This is a genomic window from Pseudomonas sp. GM50, from assembly GCF_000282375.1.
In the GTDB taxonomy this organism is placed as follows: Bacteria; Pseudomonadota; Gammaproteobacteria; order Pseudomonadales; family Pseudomonadaceae; genus Aquipseudomonas.
The window spans coordinates 1-17,461 of sequence record NZ_AKJK01000065.1 but is presented as its reverse complement, the minus strand read 5'-3'; the positions used below and the strand labels follow the sequence as shown (position 1 = coordinate 17,461).

At 61.7% G+C, this 17,461-nt stretch carries 16 protein-coding genes; 11 read left to right on the top strand and 5 right to left on the bottom strand.

The window, feature by feature from the left end:
* Positions 1 to 9 precede the first annotated feature (9 nt).
* Positions 10 to 462 carry a type II secretion system minor pseudopilin GspH gene (gspH, locus tag PMI30_RS13395; protein ID WP_008010426.1) on the top strand — a complete coding sequence of 151 codons (453 nt, stop codon included), beginning with the start codon at positions 10 to 12 and terminating at the stop codon, positions 460 to 462.
* Complete coding sequence (locus PMI30_RS13400; RefSeq protein ID WP_008010424.1) at positions 459 to 1,067, top strand: prepilin-type N-terminal cleavage/methylation domain-containing protein; 609 nt, start codon at positions 459 to 461, stop codon at positions 1,065 to 1,067. Before gspH ends, PMI30_RS13400 begins: the two co-directional genes overlap by 4 nt.
* Before the next feature lie 140 nt (positions 1,068 to 1,207).
* Here the strand turns inward: PMI30_RS13400 and PMI30_RS13405 are convergent, their stop codons facing one another.
* The 3 genes from PMI30_RS13405 to PMI30_RS13415 are packed head-to-tail and all read right to left on the bottom strand — an operon-like array spanning position 1,208 to position 3,400.
* Positions 1,208 to 2,137, bottom strand: coding sequence for a FecR family protein (locus tag PMI30_RS13405; RefSeq protein ID WP_032835545.1), 930 nt, complete (start codon positions 2,135 to 2,137; stop codon positions 1,208 to 1,210).
* A 37-nt stretch (positions 2,138 to 2,174) separates the two neighbouring features.
* Complete coding sequence (locus PMI30_RS13410; RefSeq protein ID WP_007901197.1) at positions 2,175 to 2,720, bottom strand: RNA polymerase sigma factor; 546 nt, start codon at positions 2,718 to 2,720, stop codon at positions 2,175 to 2,177.
* Complete coding sequence (locus PMI30_RS13415) at positions 2,717 to 3,400, bottom strand: STN domain-containing protein (protein ID WP_008010420.1); 684 nt, start codon at positions 3,398 to 3,400, stop codon at positions 2,717 to 2,719. The genes PMI30_RS13410 and PMI30_RS13415 overlap by 4 nt, the downstream gene beginning before the upstream one ends.
* Positions 3,401 to 3,591: 191 nt before the next feature.
* Here PMI30_RS13415 and PMI30_RS13420 point away from each other — a divergent pair, with 191 nt between their 5' ends.
* Positions 3,592 to 3,939 (top strand): hypothetical protein, encoded by a 348-nt coding sequence (locus PMI30_RS13420; protein WP_008010419.1) that lies wholly within the window; start codon positions 3,592 to 3,594, stop codon positions 3,937 to 3,939.
* Between the two features lie 166 nt (positions 3,940 to 4,105).
* Here the strand turns inward: PMI30_RS13420 and PMI30_RS13425 are convergent, their stop codons facing one another.
* Positions 4,106 to 4,546, bottom strand: coding sequence for a carboxymuconolactone decarboxylase family protein (locus tag PMI30_RS13425; RefSeq protein ID WP_008010417.1), 441 nt, complete (start codon positions 4,544 to 4,546; stop codon positions 4,106 to 4,108).
* A 205-nt stretch (positions 4,547 to 4,751) separates the two neighbouring features.
* Here PMI30_RS13425 and pdxR point away from each other — a divergent pair, with 205 nt between their 5' ends.
* Complete coding sequence (pdxR, locus tag PMI30_RS13430; RefSeq protein WP_008010415.1) at positions 4,752 to 6,185, top strand: MocR-like pyridoxine biosynthesis transcription factor PdxR; 1,434 nt, start codon at positions 4,752 to 4,754, stop codon at positions 6,183 to 6,185.
* A gap of 123 nt (positions 6,186 to 6,308) precedes the next feature.
* Positions 6,309 to 6,602: an antibiotic biosynthesis monooxygenase family protein gene (locus PMI30_RS13435; protein ID WP_008010413.1), complete on the top strand. Its 294-nt coding sequence runs from the start codon at positions 6,309 to 6,311 to the stop codon at positions 6,600 to 6,602.
* Positions 6,603 to 6,981: 379 nt separating this feature from the next.
* Here PMI30_RS13435 and PMI30_RS13440 read toward each other — a convergent pair whose 3' ends face one another.
* Positions 6,982 to 11,889, bottom strand: a complete 4,908-nt coding sequence (locus PMI30_RS13440) for an NAD-glutamate dehydrogenase (protein ID WP_008010410.1) — start codon at positions 11,887 to 11,889, stop codon at positions 6,982 to 6,984.
* A gap of 503 nt (positions 11,890 to 12,392) precedes the next feature.
* Between PMI30_RS13440 and PMI30_RS13445 the strand changes: the two genes are divergently transcribed.
* The 6 genes from PMI30_RS13445 to PMI30_RS13470 all read left to right on the top strand — a co-directional run.
* Entirely contained in the window at positions 12,393 to 12,746 is a 354-nt protein-coding gene (locus PMI30_RS13445) for a hypothetical protein (RefSeq protein WP_008010408.1), read from the top strand.
* Positions 12,747 to 13,033: 287 nt separating this feature from the next.
* A complete protein-coding gene (locus PMI30_RS13450) occupies positions 13,034 to 13,993 on the top strand; it encodes an AAA family ATPase (protein WP_007901181.1) in 960 nt (319 codons plus the stop codon).
* Between the two features lie 5 nt (positions 13,994 to 13,998).
* Positions 13,999 to 14,943 carry a DUF58 domain-containing protein gene (locus tag PMI30_RS13455; protein ID WP_008010405.1) on the top strand — a complete coding sequence of 315 codons (945 nt, stop codon included), beginning with the start codon at positions 13,999 to 14,001 and terminating at the stop codon, positions 14,941 to 14,943.
* Positions 14,940 to 15,434 carry a DUF4381 domain-containing protein gene (locus tag PMI30_RS13460; RefSeq protein ID WP_008010402.1) on the top strand — a complete coding sequence of 165 codons (495 nt, stop codon included), beginning with the start codon at positions 14,940 to 14,942 and terminating at the stop codon, positions 15,432 to 15,434. The genes PMI30_RS13455 and PMI30_RS13460 overlap by 4 nt, the downstream gene beginning before the upstream one ends.
* On the top strand, positions 15,427 to 16,521 hold the full coding sequence (locus PMI30_RS13465; protein ID WP_008010400.1) for a vWA domain-containing protein: 1,095 nt from the start codon (positions 15,427 to 15,429) through the stop codon (positions 16,519 to 16,521). Before PMI30_RS13460 ends, PMI30_RS13465 begins: the two co-directional genes overlap by 8 nt.
* Positions 16,518 to 17,461 (top strand): vWA domain-containing protein (locus PMI30_RS13470; protein ID WP_008010399.1); only part of this gene is annotated, 944 nt, incomplete at its 3' end. The genes PMI30_RS13465 and PMI30_RS13470, both read left to right, overlap by 4 nt.

The following is a 17,461-nucleotide window of genomic DNA, read 5'->3' as shown; positions in this document are numbered from 1 at the left end:
GCGCAGTCGATGAATGGCTTCAAACAACAGGGCTTTACCTTGATCGAGTTGATGGTGGTGCTGGTGATCATCGGCATCGCCAGCGCGGCGATCAGCCTGAGCATCAAACCGGACCCGTTGCACCTGCTGCGCAAGGACGCCGAGCGTGTCGCGCAGTTGCTCCAGGTGGCCCAGGCCGAAGCCCGCGCCGATGGGCGGCCGATCACCTGGCTGGCCGATGCCAAGGGCTTTCGTTTCAGTCGCCGCAATGACCAGGACAAAGGCTTCGATCACTTCAACAACGACCCACAACTGCGCCCCCGCCCCTGGCAAACGCCGGGGATGGAAGTGCGGGTGGAGCCCAGGCAAAAAGTCGTATTGAACGCCGAGTGGATCAACCCGCCCTTGCAGCTGAAGCTGTCGGACGGGCTCAACAGCATCAGCGTGCAACGCAACGCCACCGGCCAGGTGAGCGTCCAATGAAAGCCCAACAAGGTTTTACCCTGATCGAAGTGATGGTCGCGATCATGCTGATGGCCGTGGTCAGTCTGATTGCCTGGCGTGGCCTGGACAGTGTCACCCGTGCCGACGCTCATTTGCAGGCCAGCACCGAACAGACCGAAGCCCTGCTGCGGGCGCTGAACCAACTGGAGCGCGACGTCGCGATGCGCGCCAGCATCGAGCTGTCCGAGCCGGCCAGGCCCGGGGCAGACGACGAACCGCCCAGCGCCCCGCCTGCGCTGACCGTGCGCAGCACCGACGGCAAAGGCTTTCGTCTGGACGTGATCCGCGTCGCGCCCAACCAGAATGGCGAGTTGCAACGCGTGCGCTGGTGGCTCAAGGGCGACACGCTCTATCGGGCTCAGGCACCGTCGCGCAGCCAGTATTCACTGCCAGCCCCCACCGGTGGAGTTGCCGTGCTCAATGACGTCAGCGAAGCCGCGTTGCGGGTGTGGGAAGTGGACAAGGGCTGGAGGAAACTGAGCGGTAATCGGCGGGAGAATCCACTGGGGATCGAGATCAGCCTGACGCGGCAAACGCCTCAGGGGGTTGAGCAGTATCGGCAGGTGATCGGGCCGTTGGAGTGACTCACACAGACCGCGTTATCGTTCATCGCGAGCAGGCTCGCTCCCACAGGGTTCTTCAGTGCACATGGATTTTGTGTATGCCAGACATTCCATGTGGGAGCGAGCCTGCTCGCGATGGCGTCAGAACAGCCACCTTCACATCAACTGAGCACCACCACCCCACCCGGCAATTCAGTGCATTTGGCCCCATACGCATCGCGGATCAACAACGCCACCCCCGCCAGTTGATCCAGGCTGAAACGTGCCTGAACCTTGCGCTTGCCCAACTCGCTGTTGAGCAACAGCAACATCCCGGGGCGATAGCGGTTGATCTCGTCGATCACCGTCGACAGCGTGGCGTCGTTGAACACCAGTACTTGCTGGCGCCAGGCAATCACCGCCGAGGTGTCGACCGCTTGCGGCGTGCCGACTCGCTGGGCGTCATAGGTCAGTTGCTGACCTGACTCCAGGCGAATGCTGCGCCCCTGCACATCAATCTGCAACGCGCCGTCCAGACAGGTAACGCATACGCTCTGATCGGTGTTGCGCAGATTGAACCGCGCCTGGCTCGCACTCAACCACCCTGCCCCGGCCTGAACCTTGAGTGGCGCCTGAGCACGGGTCAGAACCTCGACTTCGCCACTGACCAGTTCGAAATCGGCACTGTCACGGCGGTTGATCCGCGTCTGGGTATTGAGTTCCAGGCTCACGCCGTCCGCCAGATCGACCCGCCGCTGCTCGCCGACTTGCGTGATGTAGTCAGCACCCAGTCCGGAAAAACCGCCCGGCACGGTGCCACGAATCAGCAAGAACGCCGCGGACGCTGCGATGGCGCCGCCAAGAAACGCCCGACGCCCAATATGCCGCGGTGCCTGCAAACCTTCGGCGGCGGGCTGCAACTGCTGCCACAACAGCTTGCCTTGCTCGAAGGCGCGGGCGTGTTCGGGGCTTTGCGCGCACCACTGGCGCAAGGCGCGGGCATCGGCGACGGTCGCCCGGCCCGAGGTCAAAAGGATCAACCAGTCCTGGGCTTCGCTTTGCAGCCGATCCTGGGGTGTCGCCTCAGGGAATGACATACGGAAGATGTTCAAGCGCGGGGGTACTCACGGATTAATCTGGACTCTTCTATCAAGACGGTTTTCCCGCGCCGGGACCGAACCGCTGAATGACTTTTCTTTCGAGGCGCGCGGCGCAATGACCCAGGGCCGCTTTGATTTCCTTCTCGACCATCCGTGTCGAAATGCCGAAACGCTGGGAGATTTCCAGGTGCGGCGCCTCTTCCAGACGCGCGGCGATAAATATCTTGCGCCGACGCGCCGGCAACTCGTACAGCGCTTTGAGCAGCGACTGAATTTCCTTCTGACCGCCCACCACCCGTGCCGGGTCGAGCGCTTCGTCGGACACCTGCAACAACTCCTCCACCTCGCTGCCGGTCAGCAACCGGGCGTCCGACTGGCGCCGGTCGGCAGCAATGTTCAGGGCCATGCGATAGAGGTAGGCATTGGGTTGCGCGATGTTCGGCGGGGCTTCCATGCGGTCGACCCGCAGGTAGGTTTCGTGCAGGACGTCGTTGGCCAGATCCTCCGAACCGAGGCGCCTGCGCAAGCGCACCTTGAAATCGTCATAGGACGTCAGGAACAGCCTGACCATCGAACTTTGCCCGGTGTCTTTCATCCCCCGGAAACTCCTTCCCATTGTGTGCATTCCATGCGTTTTCCTGACGAGTCCGGTAGCAAAAGCAGCGTGACCGGCTGACCTAAGGAGCTGGGCGCCGGGCGTTCTATTCTGAGGTTGCGTAAACTTTCCACCAGCGCCGAGTCGCGCTGAACATCACCTGTGGAACTGACCAGGCGGCTGTACTGCACCACACCGTCACGGCCGATCCACAGTTGCAACAACGCCCGAAAACTGCCCGGGCGGGTCAACGGCGAGCGACACAAGCGACGTTCGAGCGCTGATTGAATCGCCGTCGCATAACTGCCGCCCGCAAGCGGCGCATTGTTTGTGACTGTGCCTGACACCGTGGGCACCTCGGCGACCTGCGCCACCTGCAAGGTGAAGGCATCCGCTCGGGCATACCGCGCCATCAACCCGCTGCCGCTGAGCATCAGGCTCAACGCATCGGTAGCATTCAAGTGTCCTTTCACGGCGACCGAACGACGACCGCGGGTCAGCTGGCGATCCACCAGCACCGCCATGCCGGTGGAGCGGCTGAACCGCTCAAGCGCGCTGGCCAATGCCTGGGCCGGGATGTCCAGTTCCAGTGGTGTGCGTGGATCGACCGGACCTGCGGACACTGCCGATGACATCAACCAAAACAGCAACGCCAGGCAAGCCTGGCGAACGTGAGTCATTAAAAACTGGCGCCCGTCCCTGGCTCTGCCTCGCTGCACGGCTGACGTACCCCTGAAAACCGTCATCCTGAGGGCTGTATATGAACCTGATGTGACGGCCGGTGCAAAAAAACCATCACGCGCCGTTCAAGCGCATTGCTCTAGACTCACGCTCCAGAGCGGCCCCTTTGTGGCCGGCCAGGAGGCCTTCAATGAAACATCTATCGAGCCTTGCAGCGGGCGTGCTGCTGATAAGCGGGCTGTCGCTGGCTCACGCCGAACAACCACAGGGCTGCGTCGAAGTGACGGTCGGTGGCTACAAGGCGCCGGACTACAACTGCCTCAGCCAGCAGATGGGCAACAACCCGGCGGGTGCCACGGCGGAGCAGAAAAATCAGCAGGCGATGAACGTGCCGATCAACAAGCGGCCACCCCATCAGTTGGGCCTGGCCACACCAGCCGCCACCAGCACGCGCATGGGCAATACCTTTGGCACATCGGTGAAACCGCAGCGGCCGGCACCGGCGAGTGCAACTTCACCGCTGCTTAATGGCAGGTGATCTGCCACGTGAAATCTGCCGGTCCCCCTGCATCTGTGGCGAGGGGGCTTGCCCCCGTTGGGTCGCGAAGCGGCCCCCTGCATTCTTTCAGACCCACCGAGTTGCCTGGGTTTACGACTGCTTCGCAGCCGAACGGGGGCAAGCCCCCTCGCCACAGTTGCTCGGCTCAATCACTGGGCGTTTGCCGAAAGCTCACCGCCAGGCGATTCCAGCTGTTGATGGTGCTGACAGCCATTGTCAGGTCGACCAGTTCACCTTCGCTGAACTGCTCCCGGGCCTGAGCGTAAACGTCGTCCGGCACGTGACTTTGCGAGAGCAGGGTCACCGCTTCGGTCCAGGCCAGGGCAGCCCGCTCCCGAGGGTTGAAAAAGTTGCTGTCGCGCCAGACTACGATCGCGTACAGCCGGCGATCGCTCTCGCCGAAGCGGCGCGCGTCCACGCAATGCATGTCGGTGCAGAAGGCGCAGCCATTGAGCTGCGAGGCGCGGATTTTGATCAGGTTCAACAAGGCCGGTTCGATGCTCAGGTCGCGGGTCAAGGCCTCCATGGCGATCATGGCTTTCATCGCTTTGGGCGATGCGCTGTAGTAATCCAGACGGGAGTTCATGGGGCGACCTCGTGGATCGGATAGGTGACTCCAAGGTAGAGGCTGATCCGCGGGCGTCACAGGTCCAATTCGTCGAAAAAACCATGGACCGCCCGGCAGCAGGCCAATCGCAGGTTTTTCGCCCACGCAACTTCTGCGCAGCCGTTCATGCGGGTAATCTGGCGCGACGCACAGTCGCCTCAACCGCCCAGGGAGCCCCGCCGGTATGGAACTTCATGTTGTCATCAACGGCCGCAAGGACCTTACAGGCCAGTTGTACCGGCAACTGCGCGACGCCATTGAATCCGGTCGCCTGACAGCCGGGACGCAGCTGCCGCCCAGCCGTTTGCTGGCCGAACAGCTGGGGATTTCGCGCAAGACCATTTCCGACACGTATGCGCAACTGACCTATGAGAACTTCCTCACCGGGGTGATCGGCAAAGGCACTTACGTCAATGCCCGGGCGGCGAAAATCGTCCACAAGCAGAGCCACTCGGAGCTGGCGAGCTTTGAGGTCATCGAACGCTGGCGCAACCTGCCGACATTCTTGCGCCACCCGACGCTGGAAGGTTCGTTGCGTTACGAGTTCATTGGTGGCGCCACCAGCAAGGGCCAGTTCCCGCAGGACGATTGGCGCCGCTGCACTTCCCATGCCTTGCGCCAGATTGCCGGCTCCAAAGGTTTCTATAGCCTGCCCGAAGGCCTGCCGGCGCTGCGCAATGCGATCGCACGGCACATCGCGTTTTCGCGCGGGGTCAATTGTCAGGACGAGGACGTGGTGGTGTGCAACGGCGCGCAGCAGGCGCTGGACCTGATTTCCCGGGTGCTGACCCAACCGGGCAGCCTCGTGGCCATGGAAGACCCCGGCTACCCGCCGGCGCGTCTGTTGTTCGGGAGCCATGGCGCGACGGTGGTCGGCGTGCCGGTGGATGCGCAAGGTATTCAGGTCGAGCACATTCCCGACGGCACCCGGCTGATTTACGTCACCCCGTCCCACCAGTTCCCCTTGGGCATGCCCTTAAGCCAGGCCCGCCGGGAAGCCCTGCTCGCCAGGGCCTATGAGCTGGGGGCGATCATCATCGAAGACGACTACGACAGCGAATTCCGCTACGAAGGCCGGCCCACCGACTCGCTGCAAAGCCTGGATCAGCGCGGTATCGTCGCCTACGTCGGCACTTTCTCGAAGACCTTGTTGCCGGAGCTGCGGCTCGGCTACGCGATTTTGCCGCCGGCGATTCTCGAAGCGGTGATCCGCGCCAAGCAACTCACCGACCTGCATACCTCCACCCTGCCCCAATGGGCGCTCGCCAAGTTCATCGCCGAGGGCTGTCTGCTCAAGCACATCCGGCGCTGCCATACGATATACGCCGGGCGTCGTGAACGGATCCTGGCGCGCATGGCGGGCGACCTTTCGCCGTGGTTTGAAGCGGTGCCGACCACGGCCGGGTTCCACATGGCGGTGCTGTGTAAGGTGCCGGTCGATATTCCATTGGTGATCGAATTGGCAAGAAAAGTCGAAGTGGGGCTCTATGCCCTGGACAGCTTTTTTTACCAGCAAGCGCCTCAGGCCGGGCTTTTCCTGGGGTTCGGCGCGATCGAAACCCTGGACATCGACATCGCCCTGGACCGCTTGAGGGACATTTTGCAGCAGCTCGGTTGAGGGATTGGTCTGTGGCTTTATCCGGCGATTGGCTATTGGCGGTCTGGGGGGGCAGGCCTATCCTGACTGGGCGTTATCCCTCAGTGAGCAGGATTCGTCCGGCCTGATTCAGGAGTGTGAGCAATGTCCAACGAAGTGATCAACACCGTAAAGGTGCAGGCTGCCGCCGGCCGCTCGGACGAACTGGGTAAGCAACTGCAAAAGATTGTCGACACCCTGCGCGAACTTCCGGGCTGTGACTCCTATATGGTCGACCGCTGCCCCGAGGACGACACCCGCTGGACAGTCAGCGCCCGCTGGCAATCGGAAGCGGCCATGCAATCGCATTTCAACTGCCCCGAAGTGCAAGGCTTTATCGGCCTGATCGACAGCCGACTGGCCAATGCCGTCGACTTCAACAGCTTTCCAATCGTCTGACAAACACCTGTGGCGAGGGAGCTTGCTCCCGCTCGTCTGCGCAGCAGACGTAAATCCGGCGAACGCAGTCTGCATTGTCCTGCGCGTCCACCGATTTTGGGGCTGCTTCGTGTTCATGGTGTTGGCCCCGGATGAGAAAGTGTTGATTCCTTTGGAGAACTGAGCGCCGTACCTAAAAAAGTCTCGGTGCGGCTGATGGCCTCTTCGCGGGCAAGCCTCGCTCCTACGGGGATTGCGGGTGACCACAAAATCGGCGTTCAACGCAAAACCTGTAGGAGCGAGGCTTGCCCGCGAAGAGGCCCGACCAGACACCACAAAACCTTCAGACAAAAAAAAGCCCCATCTCTTTCGAGACGGGGCTTTCTTCATTCAGCGCTTATCAGGCAGCCGGCTCCAGCTCGGCGTCCGCACTGCTAGTGACAGCAGCAGGCACTACCGCTTGACCGCTCAACGCCAGATCCAGCAGTTCGCGGTTGGCCACCGCGTACATGGCGTAGTCGGTGCCGTTGGCGGCACGGATTTCCACCAGCATGGCGCGCCAGCGTTCGATCATGCCTTCGTGCTCTTCCATCCACAGCGCCAAGCGTGTTTCCACGTCCTGGGTGCCGTCGCCCTGTTGCAGGACGGAGATGGTGATCGCACGTTGTTGCCAATCGACGTCATCACGGAACGCTTCACGGGCCAGGGCCTGCCAGTTGTTTTCAACCGGCAGAGCGCTGATCTGTTGCAGGTACCAGGTGATGTCCAGCGCGCTGCCCACGGCGAAGTAGGCCTTGGCCACGTCGGCTGCGTTCTGACCGGTCACATCCGAAGCTTCGATGATCGGCAGCAAGGTGTACAGGTGAGTGGTGCCTGCAACCATGCGCGCCAGCAACTCAGGCACGCCAGCAGCGACGTAGGCCTGGTAGCGGGTCTGCCAGCCTTCACGGGTCGGGCCTTCCAGCAGTTCGTCGAGCTTGAGGCCCAACGCCGCCAGGTGCGGACCGAAGTGCGCGACGTCACGGGCAGCATTCTGCTCGTTGCGACGGCTGCGCAGGAACCAGCGCGTAGCGCGGCGGCCCAGACGCATCAGCTCATCCATCAGCTCCAGTTGGACGTCGGCCGATACCTGATAATCCAGGGCTTCTATCTGCCGGAACCAGTGCGGGAGGTGGAAGATATCCCGAACTATTACATATGCCCCCGCAACATTCGCCGGGCTCATGCCGGTCGACTCTTTGAGTCGTTGAACGAAGGTGATGCCCATGTGGTTCACCAGATCGTTGGCGATCTGGGTGCTGACGATTTCACGCTTCAGACGGTGACGGCGCATGGCATCGGAGAACTTGCTCACCAGCGTCGGCGGGAAAGCGGTTTCCATGTCGCGGGTCAGGTAGTCATCGTCCGGCACCAGGGAGTTGAGCAGCGCTTCCTTGAGGTCGATCTTGCTGTAGGAGATCAGTACCGACAACTCGGCACGGGTCAGGCCATGGCCCGCCGCGACGCGCTCGTTGATCGCCTCTTCAGCCGGCAGGAACTCGATGGCGCGATCCAGCTTGCCGCGGCCTTCCAGATCGTTCATCAGACGCTTGTATTCGGCAATCCGCGGCAAGGCTCGGCGTGCCGCCAGGGACAGTGCCTGAGTCTGCTTGTAGTTGTTGCCGAGCACCAGGTTACCGACTTCATCGGTCATGCTCGCCAGCAACTGGTTACGTTGCTTGTCGGTCATGTCACCGGCATGAACCACTTCGTTCAGCAGGATCTTGATGTTCACTTCGTGGTCGGAGCAGTCCACACCACCGGCGTTGTCGATGAAGTCGGTGTTGGAACCGCCGCCATTGAGGCCGAATTCGACACGACCCAGCTGAGTCATACCGAGGTTACCGCCCTCGCCCACGACTTTGCAGCGCAGTTCGTTGCCGTTCACGCGCAGTGCATCGTTGGCCTTGTCGCCGACATCGGCGTGGCTTTCGCTGCTGGCTTTGACGTAAGTACCGATACCGCCGTTCCACAACAGGTCTACCGGTGCCTTGAGCAAGGCATTCAGCAGTTCGGTCGGGGTCAGCTTGTCAGCCTGAATGTCGAAGCGCTCTTTCATCTGCGGGGAAATCGCGATGCTTTTTGCGCTACGGGAGAAGATCCCGCCGCCTTCGGACATGATGCTGGTGTCGTAGTCCGACCACGCCGAACGCGGCAGATCGAACAGACGTTGACGCTCGGCGAAGCTGTTGGCTGGCTCCGGGTTCGGGTCAATGAAGATGTGCAGGTGGTTGAACGCTGCGACCAGTTGCAGCTTCTCGGACATCAGCAAGCCGTTACCGAACACGTCACCGGCCATGTCGCCGACGCCCACTACAGTGATGCTGTCTTCCTGGACATTGATGCCGCGCTCGCGGAAGTGGCGTTGTACGCCGACCCACGCGCCCTTGGCGGTAATGCCCATTTTCTTGTGGTCGTAGCCAGCCGAGCCACCGGACGCAAAGGCGTCGCCGAGCCAGAAGCCGTAGTCGATGGCGATGCCGTTGGCGATGTCGGAGAAGGTTGCAGTGCCCTTGTCCGCCGCCACCACCAGGTACGGATCATCGTCGTCATGACGCACGACGTTGGCCGGCGGTACCAGCGCGCCGTCTTTCAGGTTGTCGGTGATGTCCAACAGGCCCGAGATGAAGATGCGGTAGCAGGCGATGCCCTCGGCCGCGATCTCGTCACGGCTGCCGCCCAGTGGCAGGCGACGCGGCAGGAAGCCACCCTTCGCACCCACCGGTACAATGACCGAGTTCTTCACTTGCTGGGCTTTTACCAGACCGAGGACTTCGGTACGGAAGTCTTCTTCACGGTCGGACCAGCGCAGACCACCGCGAGCAACGTTGCCGAAGCGCAGGTGCACGCCTTCGACGCGAGGCGAGTAAACGAAGATTTCGAACTTCGGTACCGGCTTCGGCAGCTCTGGAATCTGGTGCGGGTTGAACTTGAAGCTGAAGTAGGACTTGTTCTGACCGTGGGCGTCGGTCTGGTAGAAGTTGGTCCGCAGGGTCGCTTTGATCAGGTCCAGGTAACGACGCAGGATGCGGTCTTCGTTGAGCACCTGAACATCGTCCAGTGCTGCCAGAATCGCGTGTTCCAGGCGTTGTTGCTTGTCTTCCAGATCGTCAGTACCGAGCTTGCGGGCCAGGTAGAAACGGGTTTTGAACAGCCGGGTCAACTCGCGAGCGATGTCGGTGTGGTTGTTCAGGGTGCTGGCGATGTAACCCAGGTCGAAGCCCAGGCGGATCTGCTTCATGTAACGGGCGTAGGCACGCAGCAGCGCGACATCGCGCCATGGCAGGCCGGCGGTCAGCACCAGGCGGTTGAAGGCATCGTTCTCGGCATCGCCGCGCACGATGTGGACGAAAGCGTCCTGCAAGGTGTCGTTGAGTTGCTGGATGTCGAGTTCCAGGCCTTCGGCGGCGGTGAACGCGAAGTCGTGAATCCAGAATTCGCGGCCGCTGTTGTGGCGCAGGCGATACGGGAATTCGCCCAGCACGCGCAGGCCAAGGTTTTCCAGGATCGGCAATACGTCGGACAACGCCAGCGGGGTGTCGGCGTGATACAGCTTGCAGTGCAGCTCGCGCTGACCGGAGACCTGACCCAGTGGCTGATAGAAGCTCATTACCAGTGGATTGGATTCTTTCAGGCTCAGCAGGTGCTGCATGTCGACCACAGCCGAGTGGGCTGCAAAACGCTCGCGGTAACCGGCCGGGAAGCCTTTCGGGAAGTCGGCCAGCACGTTGGTGCCCTGGGCTTCGCCGAAGCTCTCGACCACCAGGCTCGCATAGTCGTCCTGCCAGCTGCGGCAGGCCTGTACCACTTCTTTTTCCAGCAGAACCGGGTCGATGTCCAGACGGTTCTTCGGATCGACCCGCAGAATCAGTTGCACACGGGCCAGCACGGATTCGGAGAAGAAGGTCCAGAACTCGCAGTCCGAGGCTTTCAGGCGATCCATCAGCACTTGCTGGATCTTCTGGCGCACTTCGGTGGAGTAGATGTCGCGCGGCACGTAGGCCAGGCAGTAGCAGAATCGGCCGTACGGGTCTTTGCGCAGGAACACGCGGATCTTGTTGCGTTCCTGGATCTGCACGATCGACATCACGGTGGTGAACAGCTCGTCCACCGGGGTCTGGAACAAGTCATCGCGCGGCAATACTTCGAGTACCTGGGCCAGTTCCTTGCCCAAGTGAGCCTTGGCCTGGAAGCCCGAACGCTGTTCGATGATCTCGACCTTGCGACGGATGTAAGGAATGACCCGCACGCTTTCGCCATACACCGAGGAGGTGTACAGGCCCATGAAGCGGCATTCCTTGATGACTTTGCCATCGGCATCGATCTGGCGGATCGATACGTAATCCGGGTAAGCCGGACGGTGGACACGGCTTGGGTGTGCAGCCTTGGCGAACGACAGCGGCGTCGGTTCGCGCAGGTAGTTGACGGCGTAGTCTTCGATGCGCAGATCGTCGACGGTCAGACCGGCACGCAGCAGTTTGGTCAGGCCGAGGAACGAGTTCTGGTCATATTCGATGTGACCGCCGTTCTGATCCTCACCCACCACGAATTCTTCGTAGCCCAGGAAGGTGAAGTGGTTGCCCACCAGCCATTCCAGGAAGCTCTTGATTTCGGACTTTTCGTCGGCGTTGATGATGAACTGGCTGTTGTCGATGCCTTCGATCAGCTGCTGGACCTTGGCTTTCATCGGTTCGAAATCGGCGACCGCGACGCGGACTTCACCGAGAACCTGCTCCAGCTCTTTGGTCAGGACATTGAGTTCGGCCGTGTTGGCGCAACGGTCTATTTCCAGGTACATCAGCGATTCTTGCAGAATGCCTTCGCCCTGGGTGCCTTTGGGCAGGATTTCCAGCAGCTCGCCCTTGCTGCCGCGACGCACGCTCAGCACAGTGGTTTGCAGGGTATGAATGCTGTAGCCGCGACGGTTCAGCTCGGTGCGCACCGAGTCCACCAGGAACGGCAGATCGTGGTGCAGCACTTCGACCGCGGTGTGGGTCGATTGCCAGCCGTGGCGTTCGTAATCAGGGTTGTAGACGCGCACTTGCGGATGCGCGTGATCGAAGCGCTCAAGCAGGCGCCACGCAGAAAGGGTGCAGCCGGCGAGGTCGGACAGCCGACGCTGGGTCAGCTCGTCCAGGGAAATGATGCCGAAGAATTGTTCGGCGAACAGCGCCACTTGTGGCAGTGCCTGTTCACTGATGTGCTGCGCCAGTGCCGCTTGCAGTTGGTGCTGGAAGTCGGCTTTGCTGGCTGCGGTGAAGAACGCCATCTGTGGTACTCCGCTTGGGCTTGTTATTGATGGAAGCGTCGCGTGCAAACCCCTTTCGGGGCAATCCGTCACCCTGTTCCTGATTCTCGGGCAGAGGAAACAGGATGACAGGTGGGTGAAGCTGGACGAGACACTCAGGTCACATTCACCTTCCATTGAATGGGCATCTGCAAAAACGACTGCCAAGGCAACAGGCAATGCCTTTACGGGTGCTCATCCGTTGCGCAGCTTAACGAGTGCGGCAAGGGCTGTGCTTGCAGCGCTGCGACATATTCGGTCAACGGTACGCAGCGCGCGGCATGCGCCCTGAACAACACTAGCAGCCGTGAAGCAAAATGGGCGTTTTATGCCCGGTTTTGCGGTACATGCGTGCCAAAAATGACCAGTAACACCCCGAATGTTCACGACACATCTTCTGACACTCAGCCGAGCAGAAATTCCCCAAGGCTGGCAGAATTGCTTTTTGTAACGTTCACCACGCTCGCCGAGCCAGGATTTTCCCCATGCAAATGACAACTGACCTCTTGATCGTCAACCCGTGCGACGAAGAAGAAGACAACTTGGCCATGCTCTGCTGCAACAGCGCCGAGGGCGAAATGTTCCTGATGAGCCGCTTTCCGGACGAAGATGAGCTGGAGATCATCTTCCACGACAAGCCTTCGGCCCTCAACGGTGTGAAAGTCACCCTCAGCCCTGACCGCCTGCTGATCGAAATCGCCGCCGCGGACGCCGATGTGCTCGATGGCGAAGATTCGCTGGAAATCCTGCACAGCACCGATGCGCAGGACCTGGCCGAGGTGGAAGAAACCTTGCAGAACATTCTCAAGGGGATTGGTACTTATATAAGCCAGCTCTGATGGTGTTTGAGCTGGCGCCTTCGCGGGCAAGCCTCGCTCCTACAGGTTTTGCGTCGACACAATATCGCGGCGCCTCGATACCTGTAGGAGCGAGGCTTGCCCGCGAAGGCGTCCAAAAGAACACCGCAATACCCACCCCCTACAAAATTCCAACAATTTAGCCCATCAATTCCCGCACTTTGCACAAAATGCCGTTAGTCGCCGCCCCCCGCGATGGATTAAAGTAACGCCCCCAGCCCTGGCGTTATTCGAACGTCTTCGGTCACCCTTTCCAGGAACAGTCATCGATGGAACATCGTGAAGCGCTGCTCGCGCTGCGAACCTTTCTTTCAACGCAGATTCTCGGCCAGGAAAAACTCATCGAGCGCTTGCTCATCGCCTTGCTCGCCGACGGCCACATGCTGGTCGAGGGCGCCCCGGGGCTGGCCAAGACCAAAGCCATCAAAGAGCTCGCCGAAGGCATCGAAGCACAGTTCCATCGCATCCAGTTCACCCCCGACCTGCTGCCGGCCGACATCACCGGCACGGAAATCTATCGCCCGGAAACCGGCAGCTTCGTGTTCCAGCAAGGCCCGATTTTCCACAATCTGGTGCTGGCGGACGAAATCAACCGTGCCCCGGCCAAGGTCCAGTCGGCCCTGCTTGAGGCCATGGGCGAACGCCAGGTCAGTGTCGGGCGCAGCACCTACGACCTGTCGCCGCTGTTTCTGGTCATGGCCACGCAAAACCCCATCGAGCAGGAAGGCACCTACCCGCTGCCCGAAGCCCAGCTCGACCGTTTCCTGATGCACGTGAAAATCGGCTTCCCTGACGCCGCCGTCGAGCGCCGGATTCTGCAACAGGCTCGTGGCGAAGCGCTGCACGGCGAAACCAAGCCCGAACGCCGGGTCAGCCAGCAGGCGATCTTCGCCGCGCGCAAGGAAATCCTCGGGTTGTACATGGCCGACGCCGTGGAGGAATACCTGGTGCAACTGGTCATGGCCACACGCACGCCGGCCAAGTTCGACCCGGAAATGGCCGAATGGATCGCCTACGGCGCCAGCCCCCGTGGCTCCATTGCCCTGGACCGTTGCGCCCGGGCCCACGCCTGGCTGGCCGGTCGCGACTTCGTCAGCCCGGAAGACATTCAGGCGGTGCTGTTCGATGTGTTGCGCCACCGCATCATTCTTTCCTTTGAAGCCGAAGCTGCTGGCATCGACCAGGACCGGGTGGTCCAGCGGATTCTCGACGTCGTAGCCGTCGCTTGACCCCGATGAACGCCCTCCTGCCGCCCGAGCCGGGAATCCGGGTCAGCCTTTCCGAGCTGATCAAGATGCGTCATCGCGTGCGCGAAGTGCAGTTGTTTTCCACGCCGAGCCAGCGCAGCCCGCTGATCGGCCTGCATCACTCCAAACTGCGCGGGCGCGGGGTGGACTTCGATCAGGTGCGGGTCTATCAGGCCGGCGATGACGTGCGCAGCATCGATTGGCGCGTCACCGCCCGGACCCAGGAACCTCATACCAAGCTGTTCCATGAAGAACGCGAGCGGCCGATTTTCATCATGGTCGAACAGAGCTGCCGGCTGTTTTTCGGCTCCGGGCTGATGTTCAAATCGGTGCTTGCCGCTCAGGCGGCGAGCCTGATTGGCTGGGCCGCGCTGGGCCATAACGACCGGGTCGGCGGGCTGGTGTTCGGCGACAACGAACACTACGAGATCAAACCGCGACGCAGCAAGCAGAGCCTGCTGCAATTGCTCAACCGACTGGTGCGGGTCAATCAGTCGCTGCACACCGAACGCGAGCCCGACCGCGACGCCTTCGGCATTGCCCTGCGTCGCGCCCGGGAAGTCTTGCGCCCCGGCAGCCTGGTGATCGTGATCTGCGACGAACGCGCCCTGTCCGACGGTGCGGAGCAGCAGTTGAGCCTGTTGTCGCGCCACTGCGACCTGTTGCTGCTACCCGTGTCCGACCCGCTGGATCACGCCCTGCCCGCTGCCGGGCTTTTACGCTTTGCGGAACGTGGGGCACAGCTGGAACTCGACACGTTGAATTTCGACTTGCGCCAGGCCTATCGCGCACAGGCTGAAGCGCGCATCGCCCGCTGGGAGCTGCTGGCGCAAAAGTTGCGGGTATTGCTGATGCCTTTGAGCACCCAAAGCGAAATGGTCGAGCAACTGCGCGAATACCTCAATCCTCAACGTCCGGGGAAAGGTCGATGAGCAGCCTCGATCAACTGCAACCGCTGATTTCCCCGCCACCGATCGGCTTCTGGCCGCCGGCGCCGGGCTGGTGGCTGCTGCTGTTATTGCTGCCATTGATCGGTTTCGGCCTGTGGCAGTTGCGCCGTTTCATCCCGAACAAGCGCCCTGTCGCGCGCGCCGAACAACCGCTGGACCCGGTGCGTCTCGCTGCGCTGGCCGAACTCGCCCGGATGCCCAAACCCTACGACGGCGCCCCGGCCGGTGCCTGGCTGCAGCAACTCAACGGCTTGCTCAAACGCCTGTGTCGCAACCATTACCCCTACAGCCAGAGCCACACCCTTAACGGGCGCAAATGGCTGGCGTTCCTTGATAACCGCTGCCCGGCCGCCGGCCTCACACGCTGGATGGTGCTGGTGGAAGGCGCCTACAAACCCGAATGCAAACTCGACGACAAGGCCATCGCCGGCCTGACTCAAGCCGTCGACACCTGGATTCGCAAACATGTTTGAGTTTGCCTGGCCGTGGATCTTCGCCCTGCTGCCACTGCCCTGGCTGATGCGGGTGCTGCTGCCGGTGGCCGACAGTGGCGAACCGGCGCTGAAAGTCAGCTTCCTCAGCGACCTCGAAGGCCTCGCTCGCCGCCGTGCCCGGGCGAATCTGCCAGCGTGGCGTCAGCAAGCACCGTTCATTCTGCTGTGGCTGTTACTGCTGATCGCCGCCGCGCGGCCGCAATGGCTCGGCGAACCCCTGCCGGTTGCCGCCAGTGGTCGCGACCTGCTGGTGGCGGTGGACGTGTCCGGCTCCATGGATTTTCCCGATATGCAGTGGCAGGACGAAGACGTCAGCCGACTGACGCTGGTGCAGCATTTGCTCGGTGACTTTCTTGAAAGTCGCGACGGCGACCGGGTCGGGTTGATCCTGTTCGGCAGCCAGGCCTATCTGCAAGCGCCACTGACTTTTGACCGGCACACCGTTCGCGTGTGGCTCGACGAAGCGCGGATCGGCATCGCCGGCAAGAACACCGCCATCGGCGACGCGATTGGCCTGGCGCTCAAACGCCTGCGCCAACGCCCGGCACAAAGCCGTGTGCTGATTCTGGTCACCGATGGCGCCAACAACGGCGGCGAGATCGATCCGCTGACCGCCGCCCGACTGGCGGCCAACGAAGGCGTGAAAATCTACCCGATCGGTATTGGCGCCGATCCGGAACAAAGCGGCACCCTGGGATTCCTGGGCATCAACCCGAGCCTGGACCTCGACGAACCGGCCTTGAAAGCCATCGCCCAAGCCACCGGCGGCCAGTACTTCCGCGCCCGCGACGGCGAGGAATTGCAGGCGATCAAGCGCACCCTCGACAAACTGGAGCCGGTGACCCAGCAACCCACTCAGGCCCGCCCGGCCCAAGCGTTGTATCACTGGCCTTTGGCGATGGCGCTGCTGTTGAGCATGCTGCTGGTGATCCGCGAGCGCTGGCCGGACAATCCGTTGCAACGGCTGCTTACCAAGAAGCTGTTTAACAAAGAGCGGTTTCTGCAAACGCAACTGCCCGACTGGCGTCAGCGGCTCAAACGCCTGCGCCTGCGGAGGCGCCGATGATTGCGCTCTGGCCGCACTGGTTCCGCCCCTGGTGGCTGCTGTTGTTGCCGTTGCTGGGCTGGTTGCTCTGGCAACTCTGGCATCGACAGAAACGCGCTGGCCGCTGGCAAATGATTCTGCCGCCGGCCTTCCATGCCGCGTTGCTCAGTGGTGGCAGCGGTCGCGAAAGCAAACTGCCATGGGTCGCCCTCGGCCTGGCCTGGGTGCTGACCGTTCTGGCCCTGCTCGGCCCGAGCTGGCAGCGCGTCGAACAAACCAGCCAGAAACCCGCCGACCCGCTGGTGGTGTTGCTTGAGCTGACTCCGGAAATGCTCGCCACCGATACTGCGCCAAACAGGCTGGAACAAGCCCGGCGCAAACTGTTCGATCTGCTGCAAAATCGCAGCGACGCGCAGACCGCAATCATCGTCTACGCCGGCAGCGCCCACACCTTGGTGCCGCTGTCGGATGACCTGTCGACCAGCCGCAACCTGGTGGATGCACTCAAGCCGTCGCTGATGCCCCAAGCCGGTCATCGTGCCGATCTGGCGGTGGCCAAGGCCCTTGCGCTGCTGGATCAGGGCGCACTCGGCCAGGGGCGTATCCTGCTGATCGGTTCGTCACTGACGGAACAGGAACGCCAAGGGATTCGTCAGGCGCTGGACGACAAGTCCACGCAGTTTCTGATGCTCGGTATCGGCACCGCCGAAGGGGCGCCGGTTGCGCAGGACGACGGCAGTTTCCTCAAGGATGACCTGGGCGCCATTCTGGTGCCCCGTCTGGACGGCCCCAGCCTGAAAGCCTTTGCCAATGGCCTGGGCGGACGTTATCGCCAGGCGCGCCTGGACGATGCCGACCTGCGCGGCCTTGGCCTGCTCGATGGCCCACGGGATCTGCGCAGCGACGGCCAGACATTGCGCCTCGACACCTGGGCCGATCAAGGCTATTGGCTGGTGCTGCC